The sequence below is a fragment of the Pseudomonas lurida genome, from assembly GCF_013522705.1.
GTDB lineage: Bacteria > Pseudomonadota > Gammaproteobacteria > Pseudomonadales > Pseudomonadaceae > Aquipseudomonas > Aquipseudomonas quebecensis.
Map to the genome: position 1 here is coordinate 107,269 of NZ_JAAMRE010000003.1, position 13,020 is coordinate 120,288.

General features: G+C 53.7%; 15 protein-coding genes and 1 pseudogene. 8 read left to right on the plus strand and 8 right to left on the minus strand.

Annotated elements, in window-relative coordinates; genetic code table 11:
- Window positions 1-78 precede the first annotated feature (78 nt).
- Complete coding sequence (locus G7025_RS03850) at window positions 79-315, minus strand: hypothetical protein (protein WP_181076720.1); 237 nt, start codon at window positions 313-315, stop codon at window positions 79-81.
- Between the two features lie 209 nt (window positions 316-524).
- On the opposite strand from G7025_RS03850, the gene G7025_RS03855 reads away from it, so the two are divergent.
- From G7025_RS03855 to kefC, 5 genes are all read left to right on the plus strand, one after another.
- Entirely contained in the window at window positions 525-857 is a 333-nt protein-coding gene (locus tag G7025_RS03855; RefSeq protein ID WP_181076721.1) for a carboxymuconolactone decarboxylase family protein, read from the plus strand.
- Window positions 858-900: 43 nt separating this feature from the next.
- Complete coding sequence (locus G7025_RS03860; protein WP_181076723.1) at window positions 901-2,007, plus strand: alkene reductase; 1,107 nt, start codon at window positions 901-903, stop codon at window positions 2,005-2,007.
- A 30-nt stretch (window positions 2,008-2,037) separates the two neighbouring features.
- Entirely contained in the window at window positions 2,038-2,256 is a 219-nt protein-coding gene (locus tag G7025_RS03865; protein ID WP_054090583.1) for a tautomerase family protein, read from the plus strand.
- Window positions 2,257-2,363: 107 nt separating this feature from the next.
- Window positions 2,364-2,885: a glutathione-regulated potassium-efflux system oxidoreductase KefF gene (gene kefF, locus G7025_RS03870; RefSeq protein ID WP_181076724.1), complete on the plus strand. Its 522-nt coding sequence runs from the start codon at window positions 2,364-2,366 to the stop codon at window positions 2,883-2,885.
- Window positions 2,886-4,712 (plus strand): glutathione-regulated potassium-efflux system protein KefC, encoded by a 1,827-nt coding sequence (gene kefC / locus G7025_RS03875; protein WP_181076727.1) that lies wholly within the window; start codon window positions 2,886-2,888, stop codon window positions 4,710-4,712.
- A 29-nt stretch (window positions 4,713-4,741) separates the two neighbouring features.
- Here the strand turns inward: kefC and G7025_RS03880 are convergent, their stop codons facing one another.
- The 7 genes from G7025_RS03880 to G7025_RS03910 form a co-directional block, all read right to left on the minus strand.
- On the minus strand, window positions 4,742-5,071 hold the full coding sequence (locus G7025_RS03880; RefSeq protein ID WP_094065888.1) for a thioredoxin family protein: 330 nt from the start codon (window positions 5,069-5,071) through the stop codon (window positions 4,742-4,744).
- Window positions 5,072-5,133: 62 nt separating this feature from the next.
- Window positions 5,134-5,832 (minus strand): DsbA family oxidoreductase, encoded by a 699-nt coding sequence (locus G7025_RS03885; protein WP_181076728.1) that lies wholly within the window; start codon window positions 5,830-5,832, stop codon window positions 5,134-5,136.
- A 3-nt stretch (window positions 5,833-5,835) separates the two neighbouring features.
- Entirely contained in the window at window positions 5,836-6,426 is a 591-nt protein-coding gene (locus tag G7025_RS03890; RefSeq protein WP_181076730.1) for a TetR/AcrR family transcriptional regulator, read from the minus strand.
- 92 nt (window positions 6,427-6,518) lie between these two features.
- A complete protein-coding gene (locus tag G7025_RS03895; protein WP_181076731.1) occupies window positions 6,519-7,238 on the minus strand; it encodes an SDR family NAD(P)-dependent oxidoreductase in 720 nt (239 codons plus the stop codon).
- A 125-nt stretch (window positions 7,239-7,363) separates the two neighbouring features.
- Complete coding sequence (locus G7025_RS03900) at window positions 7,364-7,918, minus strand: OsmC family protein (RefSeq protein WP_094065892.1); 555 nt, start codon at window positions 7,916-7,918, stop codon at window positions 7,364-7,366.
- 592 nt (window positions 7,919-8,510) lie between these two features.
- Entirely contained in the window at window positions 8,511-9,071 is a 561-nt protein-coding gene (locus G7025_RS03905) for a TetR/AcrR family transcriptional regulator (RefSeq protein ID WP_094065894.1), read from the minus strand.
- 315 nt (window positions 9,072-9,386) lie between these two features.
- Window positions 9,387-9,923: an acyl carrier protein phosphodiesterase gene (locus tag G7025_RS03910; RefSeq protein ID WP_219855164.1), complete on the minus strand. Its 537-nt coding sequence runs from the start codon at window positions 9,921-9,923 to the stop codon at window positions 9,387-9,389.
- 400 nt (window positions 9,924-10,323) lie between these two features.
- Here G7025_RS03910 and G7025_RS03915 point away from each other — a divergent pair.
- The 3 genes and pseudogenes from G7025_RS03915 to G7025_RS03925 all read left to right on the plus strand — a co-directional run.
- Window positions 10,324-10,425, plus strand: a pseudogene (locus G7025_RS03915) (IS66 family transposase); the annotation flags it as partial.
- A 1,456-nt stretch (window positions 10,426-11,881) separates the two neighbouring features.
- Window positions 11,882-12,610: a hypothetical protein gene (locus tag G7025_RS03920; protein WP_181076733.1), complete on the plus strand. Its 729-nt coding sequence runs from the start codon at window positions 11,882-11,884 to the stop codon at window positions 12,608-12,610.
- A gap of 132 nt (window positions 12,611-12,742) precedes the next feature.
- On the plus strand, window positions 12,743-13,012 hold the full coding sequence (locus G7025_RS03925) for a hypothetical protein (RefSeq protein WP_181076734.1): 270 nt from the start codon (window positions 12,743-12,745) through the stop codon (window positions 13,010-13,012).
- Window positions 13,013-13,020: the final 8 nt, after the last annotated feature.

The following is a 13,020-nucleotide window of genomic DNA, read 5'->3' on the forward strand; positions in this document are numbered from 1 at the left end:
GAACCAAACCAGGTCAGGCATCGGCTCTTCAATTGAGCCTGCTGCGTGGGTGAAGCGTGGATTCCAATTTTCGTGTGTTCAGTAGGCGAAAGCGCCGACGCCTTTTTTACCTTGCCATGAATGACGTCGAGCGCACCCGGACGAGAGCAGCATTAGCGCAAAAACAACGGGATCTGCTAGCGCTTTCATAAGACGATCTTGCAGGCGTTTTCTCAGGGCAAATTTCTGAGAAAATCTACCAAACCATCGCTGGTGTTCGGCCTGATGATTAATTCTGCCAAAAATACCTTCGAATCCATGGATGCGAACTTCCATGGGTATGCAACCAACCCGTCAGATGAGCCTCCAGCTCGCTGAGCAATATTTCCCACTCGCACTCTACTGCCAAAAGCAGCACGGAACTGCTCATTCGATAGTATTGATATTTATAATCACCACAGAGACGTTGAAACCCTACCAACTGGATGGTAGCGTTGTTGAGTGTTTTAGATAAATGCAACCAACACCATCCCTGTGAGAATCCCATGCAAGATTGGAAGCAAACCCGCAAACACATCAATACTCGTTTGGTAGAGCTCAACGGCCTGTCGCCGGAAACGATGAAAGGCATGGCTGCTCTCGGTGCTGCCGGTAGCAAAACAAATCATCTGGACGCCAAGACTCGCGAGCTCATCTCCCTTGCAGTTGCCGTGACGACCCGCTGCGACGGCTGCATTGCCTTCCACGCTGCTGAAGCCAAGAAGCTCGGCGTAACCAGTGAAGAGGTAGCAGAAGCACTGGGAGTGGCCATCAACATGAATGCCGGTGCTGCGCTGGTCTACAGCACCCACGTGCTCGACGCGTTCGACAAGTCCTAAATCAAACGCCGAATTTCTCCCTTCAACGACGTCGAGATAAATCATGAATAAGCTGTTCACTCCTTACGATCTGGCCGGTATTGCTTTGAAAAACCGCGTTGTCATGGCCCCCATGACTCGCACCCGAACCTTGAACAACATTCCGAATGAATCCAACGCGCTTTACTACGCGCAACGTGCTTCTGCCGGTTTGCTGATCACCGAAGGCCTGCCTATTTCCGATGAGGCTCGCGGCTATCTGTACACCCCTGGCATTTACGAGGATGTGCACTTACCAGGCTGGCGCAAAGTGACTGATGCGGTGCATGCCAAGGGTGGGAAAATTTTTGCTCAGCTCTGGCACGTTGGCCGCATGTCCCACGTCTCGGTACATGGAATAGTGCCTGTGTCCTCGGGCACGGTGCCTGCAGTGGATACCACTGTGTATGCCTGGATCGAACCTACCAAATCAGGCCCTGTTCAACCTAGCGCACCACGCGCCTTGGAGACTGAAGAAGTAAAGCGCGTCATCGCTGACTTCGTGAAGTCCGCACGGATGGCCATGGACGCCGGCTTTGACGGTATCGAAATCATGGCAGCCAACGGCTTCCTCTTCGACCAATTCCTGAGCAGCGCACTGAATGCTCGGACAGACCAGTACGGTGGCTCCATCGCGAACCGTCAGCGCTTCCTGCTGGAAACCATTGACGCGATTGCTGCTGAAATCGGCGGATCGAAAATCGGTGTGCGTTTCTCTCCGTTTGGTCGCCTCTATGACTTCGGTGTGTACGAAGGCGAAGAAGAAACCTGGATGAGCATGGCTGCTGCTCTCAACGAACGAGAGCTGGCATTTGTTCACCTGAACTACCAACCGACCATCCTTGCCGCGCAAACGCCACCTGGTTTCGGCGCTGCATTCCGTGAAGCGTACAAGGGCACCTTGATGGCTGCGGGCGGCTTCACCAAGGAGATCGCTGAGTCTGAGCTGGCCAAAGGCGAGCTAGACCTGATTGCCTTTGGCACCGCCTATATTGCTAACCCTGATCTGGTAGAGCGTATGCAGAACGATTGGCCATTGGCCGAAAGTGATCGCGCGACCTACTACGGTGTAAGCGATTCGATTGATAAGGGTTACACCGATTATCCGGAATACGCAGCCGCCAACGCCTGATATCCCATCCCAAACATTTAGGAGAACACCATGCCACTCGTGACTATTAAAGGCATTGAAGGCGTTTTTACCGACGAGCAAAAAGCCGAGGTCATCCGCAAAGTGACTGACGCCATGGTGTCGGTTGAAGGCGAAAACATGCGTGCCCTCACCTGGGTCATCTTCGAAGAGGTTAAGAGCGGAGACTGGGGTATTGCTGGCAAACCTGTGACTGCGCAGGAAGTATTGAAGCTGCAAGCCGGCCAGTAAGGCTTCACCTTCAGGTCATTAGCTTCCTGTTCGTTGAGTGCGGTTATGCTCAACGAACAGGGAGCTTTTCCGTTCTTAAAGAACGCCAGGTTTGTGGGTACTACTCCGTGATTTTGATCATTTACGCCCATCCTTACCCTGATAAATCCAACGTCAACATGTTGATGCTCAAGCTGGCAGTCAACAATCCAGATGTTGCAATCCGTTCGCTGTACGACCTCTACCCCGATTTCAATATCGACGTTGAAGCTGAGCAGAGGGCGGTGGAACAGGCAGATCTACTGGTTCTGCAACACCCTCTGTACTGGTATAGCTACCCACCTCTCTTGAAGCTGTGGATCGATAAGGTCTTCACTCAGGGCTGGGCCTACGGCGAGGGTGGCACCGCTTTGAAAAACAAAAAACTGCTGTGGGCCGTGACTACCGGTGGAGAGCATGATCATTTTGAAGGCGGCGACCACCCAGGTTTTGCTGTGCTGTCTCAGCCCCTACAAGCAACAGCGAATTACTGCGGGATGGATTGGTTAAGTCCAGTCGCAGTCCACGGCGCTTACAGAGCAGATCAAATCGCACTGCTCACCCAGATCCGTCACTACGGCGAGCGCCTGATCTCATGGAAGGAAGAATGAATGGACACTCACAGTCTGATTGAAATGCTCATCTACCTGGGCTCAGCTGCCTTGATAGTCCCAATCGCCGTTCGGTTAGGGCTGGGCCCGGTTCTAGGCTACCTGATAGCCGGCTGCCTGATCGGCCCATGGGGGTTGAAGCTTGTAACCGATGTCGAGTCCATCCTGCACTTTGCTGAAATCGGCGTAGTGTTGATGCTGTTCATCATTGGTCTTGAACTCGACCCCAAGCGCCTTTGGGCCATGCGCCGCATGGTGTTCGGCGGTGGCGCTTTGCAGATGCTGGCATGCGGTGCTGCCATCGCAATATTTTGCGCTGCACTTGGCTTGAACTGGACGGCTGCGCTGCTGGTAGGGCTGACGTTAAGCCTGTCCTCGACTGCTATCGCGATGCAGGCCATGACCGAGCGAAACATGAACTCCACCGCAGTGGGTCGCAGCAGTTTTGCCGTGTTGCTTTTCCAGGACATCGCGGCGATTCCCCTAGTGGCCATGATCCCACTGCTGGCCGCAAATGGTGGTACGCCCTCAGGTGCAGAGCTGGCCCTGTCCATCGCAAAAATCGTCGGAGCGATTGTCGCAGTGGTTCTCTTGGGCCAATACGTATCTCGCCCTGTCCTTCGCTTTGTAGCGCGCTCCGGCTTGAGGGAAATCTTCAGTGCCGTCGCATTGTTCCTGGTGTTCGGGTTCGGGCTCTTGTTGGAAGAGGCCGGCTTATCCATGGCCATGGGCGCTTTCCTGGCAGGCGTTCTCTTGGCCAGCTCGGAATATCGCCACGCTCTGGAAAGCGATATCGAACCCTTCAAAGGACTTTTGCTGGGTCTGTTCTTTATCGGTGTAGGGATGTCGATTGACTTCGGCACGCTGATCGATTCGCCGCTGAAAGTCATCACTCTGACCTTGGGCTTTATCCTGATCAAGCTGCTCGTGATCAGGCTCCTGGGGCGCTTCCTGAATGTCCCAAGTGATCAGCGCTCATGGCAGGCGGTGTTCCTTGGACAGGGAAGTGAGTTTGCCTTTGTAGTATTTGGCGCAGCGACAGTCGCCGGCATCCTGATAGACCCTTGGGGTAAAAGCCTGACGTTGGCGGTGGCGCTGTCCATGTGTGTAACGCCACTGCTGATCCTTTTGCTCAATCATCTGGAGTCTTCGAGCAAGCAGAGCAGCAAGGAATCGGACACCATTGATCAGAGCAACCCTCGAGTCATCATTGCTGGCTTCGGTCGATTCGGGCAGATCGCTGGGCGACTGCTGATGTCTTGTGGTTTTGAAGTCGTGGTATTGGATCATGATCCCGACCACATCGAGACACTGCGAAAGTTCGGGGTGAAGGTGTTCTACGGGGATGCCACCCGCCTCGATTTACTGCACGCAGCGGGCGCTGCTCAAGCCGTGGTGCTGATCAACGCCATTGATAATCAGGACGATAACCTGGCACTGACCAAGTTGGCCCAAGAGCATTTTCCATCCCTAAAATTGGTGGTGCGCGCTCGAGATATGGGGCACATCATTACCCTACGTCAGATGGGTGTGGAAGAGGTCGAGCGAGAGACATTTGAAAGCGCATTGTCCCTCGGGCGCAGAGCTTTGGAGCAACTCGGGATAGGACGCTACGAAGCTCGTGAGCGTGCGGATCGATTCCGTCGCCTGAACTTGGAAATGCTGGAGGAGATGGCCGCTCAGCCCGAGGACGATACCGAATTCAAGTACGACGCTTACAAACGAGCCAACGCTTTACTAACGGAAATATTCAATGAAGATCGCGCTCATCCAATTGACGCGGGCCCAGGAAAGGTGAGCTTTCCACGCAGCGAGTCAGATAGCTGACTGATTTACCGGTCGAGGAGGATGCTTGTTTAGCTAGCGTCCTCCAGCTCAGTGACGATTGCTTTTTTCAACGCTGAAACTGATTTAGACCCGGCGAAGACTTTCAACAATCGGCCTTCGTGGAACACTGCCAACGACGGCACAGAGCGAATGCCATACATCTGCGCAATCGTCGGAGACACAGCGATATCAATCTTCCCAAAAGATGCTATCGAATGGAGTTTTCCTTCGAGCTCAATGAAGACCGGTCTCATTTCTTTACAGGGTTTGCACCAGGAGGCTGAGAACATTACGACACTGCTGCCTTTGGCTACGAAGCGAGCAAATTGGGGAGCGCTCAACTCAACGATACGGCTCATCTGATCTCTCGTTCTGTGTCAGGGAAAGGCGGCACCTTGAGAGTGCCGCCATCCATTGCCAATCAAATTTTGCAGCCATCGATCCCGCAGACCTGACCTGTCAATGCGCTATCGTCGACTTTCATGCTCTTAACCATGTGGTTCAGTGCTTCAAGAAACGCAGCTTCAGGCTGCGCACCTGCCACCGAAAACTCATTGTTGAAAACGAAGAGCGGCACGCCGGAACCCAATTGGGCGGCAAACTGCTCATCCGCTTTCATTTCAGCGCGCAGCTCGGCAGATGACCAAGCCGCTTGGATGGAGTCGTCCGAGACACCTGCGTCTTTAGCAGTCGCCGCTAAGCTGGCGCGATCAAAGAGGGACTTACCGTGACTGGTGCTTTGCTCGTACAGCTCCTCTACAAGTCGCTTTTTTACCGCCGTATCTTCAACCGCTTTCACTAGCACATGAGCGTCAGTCGTATCGCCAAACATCATGGTGTCAAAGCGGTAATCCAACCCGTCGACCTGGCCATATTTACTTACGGTGCTCATCATTGCTACAGCGGAGTCAGGGTTACCGAGCTTACGATTAAGGGCCGCGACCATCGGTTCTGGGGTGTGGTTCGCAGCCAATCGATAGGCCCGAACATTGACCTGTACGTCGTCTTTCTCTGGGAAGCTTTCAAGTGCTTTCTCAAAGCGGCGCTTGGCAATCCAGCACCAAGGACACACATAATCAGACCAGATATCGACTACGTATTTTTTCGAAGGAGTTTTCATAATTCATCCTGCACGAAGAAATGAGGACTGAATTGCCGCCATTTCAAGCAAAAGGTCAAAACCAGCCAAAGGGTCGGTTGATCGACCGAGTGTCCAATCAATGAGGCTTGCTCCCTCCAACATACTCAGCAGCATGAAGGCGAAGTTCTCAGCGGTTGTTCCCAGTGACCAGTTGTGCTGCCGGACTGCGTCATTAAGGGTGCTTTGGAGCCAGGCGAGTTGCGAATTGAAGAAGTCCCTAGTGAGCCCTTGAAGCGATAAAGGCAATGCAGCCATCTCCGCCGCCAAGGCGCCGCATAACGGCAGCAGCCCCTCATTCGCGCTGATCACGAAAAGTCGGGAAAAAGCCTGTAAGCGCTGCAGCGGCTCGGGATGCCTGATCTCGATTGACACCAACGTCTCGTAGAACCGAGCGATGTAGTCGTTGATCAGCTCCGCGCCCAAGCACTCCTTGGTAGGAAAGTGATGGTGAATGCTGGCTTTTCTAATACCGACTTTCGCTGCGAGATCCGCGTAACTGAACGCTGAGTAACCCTTTGAGCGCATCTGGGTTTCCGCGTAGCTCAGCAGCGCGGCTTTTGTCGTGATGGACATTTGAACTCCTGCAGCCAGCAGCCTTATAACCGGAGCAGCGTGCTGGGAAGCGCCCCAATGAGAGGCGCTACACGCAACGCTTGCCTCGGTGTTTAGGCACGTACCGCCATCACCCCTGCATCAACGTCCCAGATAGCACCGGTCACCCAGGAAGTTTTATCGGACAGCAAGAACAGGATGGTATTGGCGACGTCTTCGGGAACACCCACTCGACCCAGTGGATGGAAATTGTTCAGTGACTTCATCGCTTCCGGGATCGCGTCCTTGTCCATGAAGCCTTCATAGATCGAGGTGTGAACGATGCCAGGCGAAACGGCATTGACTCGGATACCTGAATGAGCCAATTCAATTGCAAGGTTGCGGGTGACTGCGTGCAGGCCCGCCTTAGCCATCGAATAAGCAGTTGCTGGAGAGCCGGCCAGCGCGGCCTGTGCGCCAATCGAACCGACGTTGACAATGGAGCCTTCGCGCTTGGCAGCAAGCATATTTTTGACCACTGCCTGCGTGATAAAGAATGTGGCGCGGTTCAGATCCAGGTACATGTCGTAATCCGTCTCATCGTGCTCGATGAAAGGCTTCGGAATGAATATGCCTGCAGAGTTCGCCATGAAGCCGATGTCACTGTGGTTGGCATTGATTTCGTTGCGTACATGATTCATCCCTTCCTCGGTCATGAGGTTGGCAACGATCACTGATACGTTCCCCAGCGGACTCAGTTCGGCGCGCACAGCATCGGCTTTATCCTGTTTGCTGCCGGTGAGAACCACGCTGCCACCCGCTTTTAAAAACTGGCGCGCTGTTTCCAAGCCCATACCGCTCGTGCCACCGACGACCAACAGTTTTTGCCTTTAAAAAAATCGTTCATTACTGACTCCGGTATCAAATAAATGAGAGGTCGCCAGCGGCAAGGTGCCGTGCTGACCTGTAGCCAGGACGGTTAGCCTTCGATGACTTCGAGCTTAGGGAGCATGCGGATGGCTTTAGAGAAGTTTGCGTAGTTGACCGAAGTCTTGAGCACCACGTTGTGCAGTTCCTCTACGCGCTCACGGGGCGCATCGGTGTGCAGGCGAATGACGACACTTACTTCGTCGTAGCCTGGGTTAACGCTTTCATCGATGCCCAGGAAGCCACGCAGGTCGAGGGTGCCGTCAGTCTCGATCTCCAGGCTGTGAATTTTGATGCCCATCATCGCGGCATTGGCGGCATAGCCGACCGACATGCAGGCGTTGAGAGCAGCCATCAGCAGCTCCTGAGGGTTAGGAGCTGTGTTTTCGCCCAGCAATTCATTCGGCTCGTCGGCGGCAATTTCAAAATTGCGGGAATAGGTTTCACCGGCCAGGCTGTAACGGCTGACCTTAGCTACGGAGCGAGTCTGGCCTTTCCACTCGGTCTTAACGTTGAAGCTCGCGTGGCGCTTGCTCGCATCTACAGCAACGCCTTCGGCGAAATTCTGCAGTGCGGCTACATCGATACCATTCAGATTGCTGCTCATGTAGATGTTCCTCTTCAGATAAGCCGGACGATTAGACCGGGAGAGGAATAGCCTACCAAGTAGTAGGGAGGCTTACAAGGGATGTGATGATACCGATAGTTTTGTAAATTTAAGCTGCATAGAGGAATTGGGAATATTGATGGCAAAGCAATGGGTGGTGTGATCAGTAGAATCACCGAGAGCGGCGCCATGACAAGACATCGCACGGCTCTATGCATCGGGGTAGGTTTTATGCAATTGTGCAGGCGTGACGGCATGGTGCCATCATCACATGGATAGAAATCAGGGAGGTTTTATGGCTGTTTATGCCCCAGGCCACGTGCTGGGACGAGATGGAGGTTCGTTTCAAGAGGTCACTTTGAACGCAGCCAAGAGCGCGGTTACCGCTCGCCACGGGCGGTACTGTACGATCCGCGATCACGAAAAAGCTCCGCCTACAAGCAAGCCCTCGCGTCATTGGCTGCAAATCTACCGGACACCAGATAATACCGAGTGATCTATCCGGTGGATTTCAGTATGCGCTAATTGAAACAAGCGTAGATCGGCTCGCGACCCTGAATCAAATGATTCAAGGTCGCGAGCTCTTGATAGTTCAGCGACGAAGGGTAGATAAAATCAAATCAAATCCCGAGGATTTCTCGTAGTCATCGCTCATCGCCCAAGAAACAAAGCTCGCACCTTCCAAAGTATTCAATATGAACCTTGAAACCCTGATTACATCCAGGTCGGCTTTGAGCTCTCCTCGATCTTGACCCTGCTTAATATTTGCCTGAAGCCAAGTGAGATGGATCTCAAAGAAATCCTTCGTCATTTCTTTGAGACTTTCAGGCAGGGCCAGGAGCTCTGCGGCAAGGGCTCCACAGAGTGGAAGCATCCCGTTTTGACTGCTGTGCGCGAACATCAAGGCGAACGCATTCAGGCGGTCAACAACACTGACGTGTTCATCATTGATAGCGTCCAGCTGCTTTTTAAACCGGAACAGGTAGCTCTCGACGATGGCAATTGCCAAGCCTTCCTTGGTGGGGAAGTGATGGTGAATACTTGCCTTTTTAATGCCGATGTCGTCTGCAAGGTCGGCATAGCTGAAGGCCGCGTAGCCTTTCGTGCGCAGCAGAACCTCGGCGCTGGTCAAAAGGTCTGAACGTGTACTCATGATGCTGCATCCGAATTTGTCATCCAGGCATCATAAATTAGTCACTCCTCAGAAGACAGCGCTCGCCTTATGCGGCAATGAGCCACTTGATGCGTTGGACGTATCTAAATTGCCTGCCAAAGAAATCAGCGGGTTTAAAGAGCCTGCTTGCGGCTAAGCATGCTTGAGGGCTCGCGAGTCAGAGGTATTCGCGGTAAAGGCGTGAAAAATTGATCAGTGCATAACTGGTCATTAAACCTGACTTGCCCGTCCTGGTTAAGCTGGGCCTACACGTTCCAAAGACCGTCTCGTAGGGTCAGAACGGCGATGAGGTGATCAGATCTGTGCGTCCGCTGGGGAACGCGCAAAAACACGAAGCGCAGGGTAAAACTCACGGAAATCCGCGCTGAGTGACTCGTAATTGGCTTGCAGTTGTTCAAACAATCCATCCAGCCCATCCGGCCTGGAGAGGCGCCTCGAGACTACGCCCAAGCCGTATCCAATCATCTCAATGTCTTTGTAAGCGCAGAGCCAATCCTCGGAGATCATCAAGGGCGCGACCTGCGCCAGTGACGGAGGAAGGCAAGGCTCTGTTTCCAAAATCCCATAGACCTGCTGCGCGAAATCATCCAGCGGGACGTTAGAGTATTGCTCCCAATCGCGCGCGAGGCAGTAGTCAAAGAACATATCGAGTGCGATGCCAGCGTAGCGCCTTTTCTCGCCGGGAAAGCGGGATAGCGCACGCTTGACCAAAACGTGGGAATCGGTGAAGGCATCAATAGTACGATGCAGTTGTATCGCAGCCTCAGTTTCAGGAGAAAAGCGACTAAAGACCGAGCGATCATGCTCGCCGTCATTACGCCGGGTGGGCAAATGAATTTGCCTGTGAAAGTCAGTTTTTTTGATTATCTGACGAAGCCGGGGCAGCACGTCTTCACTGGAACGGATGGCGGCTATGTACGCAAGTCGGGTCGACAGCAAACCGTAGGCGGAATGGTGTCAGGCACTGCCATCCCGTGGCATACAACGGTCGACGTAACCGAGGTTTTTAACCCTTGCCCGCAGATTACAGACTAACGAGGAGTGGTGCGTTCCCTCGCAAGCGCTGCGCGCAGGTCGAAGCCCTTATGCGTGAAGGATGAATGCCCGAAGGGTGGTGCCGCCCCGGCGGCTCGGCTCGCGACGGCCGCCCTCAAAGAGGCACACCCTCAGAAAGCATGTACAGGCTTTCAGCATCCACTCGAGCATCTGATGTCTCAGGTCGACAGTTGCGCTACCCATTGACAATAAGTGGCAAGAGAACCAGATCCGGCTCTGGGCGTTGGAGCGCAAGAACTGGCTCTTGACAGGGTCGCTACGCGACGGCGAGCAGTCGGATATTGGGCGCGAGTGGTGGAAGTTGGGGTTTGAAGAGTATCTGAGGAGCAAGTCGCTATTTAGCTAATGATCAAGCGCTTCAGGCGGTGTTCTGGGGTCCGGCGCGAAACTGCAATGGATCGAGCTTGGGTATCTGCTCGGCGTTTTTTCGACGACTGACGTGTCTGGATCAACGGTTCTGGGGTTTTTTGGGTTGTCACCTGCGCATTTGGCGACTACCCTGAAAATGTATGAATTGTTACGAACAATTTCGGAAGCACCTTTTTTCAGGTGCGTTACTTCAGGACGAGGAACGAAAAAATGTTTTCACACGAAGGTCCCGCGCTAGAGCTGTTTATGGGCGTTTTTGCATTTTCGGCACTGCTTCTGATCGTCTGGTGTGTTCATCACCAATACGAGAGAAAGAATCGAAAAAATGTAAAAAAACCACAAAATCTCGGAAACGGGCAGTCAACCTAACGCGACTCCTGCCTCATTGCTTCGAGCCAGTCATTCGCGGCTGGCTCCATCCAATACATCGGGCGTGGATAAGCGCCAGTGCCATCTAAGGAATGGGAAGGGAAGAGGTGCCGACGACCGGCCATCGAGCCAGGCCGTCAGCAGATGGAGTTACTCTACGATACAAATCCAGCGATGATTACGCCGATAAGGCGCGCGCGTGAAGTGCACATCCGACACTAGATTAAGGCCACGTTTCTGCAGTGCTTCGGTCAGTTGTACGAGTGTCTCTGCTTTGATAGTCATTGCTGTTACCTCATCAGATTACTGCGTTCATAATTCTTGACCCGATGGACAACCGGCTAATTCAAATTTTCTACGGTGGTGATAGATGACGGTGGGAAGCGGCGTTTTATTCGCGCGCCTCAGCGATTAACTTGAACTGCTGTTCGCTGCAGCAACCCAAGTCATAACCACCCAGAGGATGCGTCCATGACTGACGAAAAGCAGAAAAAACCCGAGCAGGAAACACCAGCGCACGCTACTGAAGAGGAGCGCGAGCGTTTGAAAGATTTCAATAAGGACGGCATTCCGCCAGGCGCATGCTGATCAGATAGGCTGAGCGTCGCCGTACTCAGCCATGGGCGACGCTTTCCTTTATTCGACACCTTTGCGTCGCTGTGATGCCAACGTGTAGGGCAGCCTGGTTACTTTCCAATCAACAAAAAAGCTGAGCCACCGATAGCAGGCAAATCATCTGCACAACCATTTGAGCTCGAATGGGATGTCTCATTGTTGTGACCCTCGATTACAGTGACCGCTTATGTACGTCGCTGGTCCTGCAAGTATAGATCGTGAAACGAATTATTCACGGCTCTACCGCCTATTCGTCATAACAATCTGGACACCTGCGCCGCACTTTTTCACATTTTCCCGCTCTATCGATGTCCCAACTACGCCGATTCACGCGTGGGCAGACTATTCAGTATCGGGTGCCGATGAATCTCAGATTATCAATGCCAGTCAATTGCCGGGCGCGCTTGCCATTGCTGCTGGCGGTAGTTTGGGTCTTGGTCACCGGCTGCAGCCAGCAGCAGGGTCGCGATATCACCCGGCAATTAAGCAACGGCAAACCCGATGAGTTTTTTCAGACCAGTGTCGATCGCATGGCCACGTTGAGCATGCGTGACAACCTGCAAAGCCTTTATTTGCTGATGGGCAAGCTGTATCTGCGCAACCCCAACCAATGGCGGCAGTCGGGCTACCCGGACGCGGTGAGCGCCGAGCGGGAAATTCGCCAGGCCATCGAACAGCGTCGTCCACTGGCGGCCCTGGGCGAGCGCCGCGACCTGGTGGCGCTGAGTTATTCCCTGAGTCCGGAGTTCAAGGGCGATCGTGTCGGTGCGTTCATCTATGCGATCGGCAGCATGATCGTGACGGCTCACGGCGGGCGCACGGAGTTCTACCTGACCGATTCGATCAACCCGCAGTTCGTCAGCAACGCTGCACGCAATATCGAGAAGGCCACCTGGCTGCTTAGCCAGCGCCAGGATGCCAATGGCGTTTTACTGCTGTTTTCCAACGAAATATCGGAGGAGGGCAGCAACCTCAGTTTTGCGGTGGAGTTCGGCAAGATCGTGGCGCGTCTCGACTTGCTTACCCAAATGCTTGATGAACGCTACCGACGTATCGGCCTGAACTATGCGCAAAGTCTGCTGTTGATGAACTTTCTGCCCGTGCAATGAGCCGACTGCCGCACTGCCTGGTGCGGTGTTTCCCTTTCCCCTGTAGGAAGCGGCCTATCTTGCCTGCCGGTGCTTGAAACACCCTGGCCTGGGCAATAGCCTCGGACTTTTCCGAAAAAACGAGGCCCTACCTTGGGTAAGCGAAAGACGGTTTGGCCTACTGATCGTGAAATACGCCTGCGCTTCATGCTCTTTGCGTTGATCGATGCCGCGACGGTGGAGGGTGTGCCTGCCGATGTGTTGCTGCCGGCCCACAGGTTACTGCGCGATTCGCCGAACGAGGCGCAACTGCTGGGGGCGCTCAAGGACATACTCGGCACTGACGAGATGGCAGGCTTCAGGTTTGCGCCGGGCTCGGAGGCCGACGAGTTGATGCAGACCCTGACGGTGTCCACTCCCTAGGTTCCCCG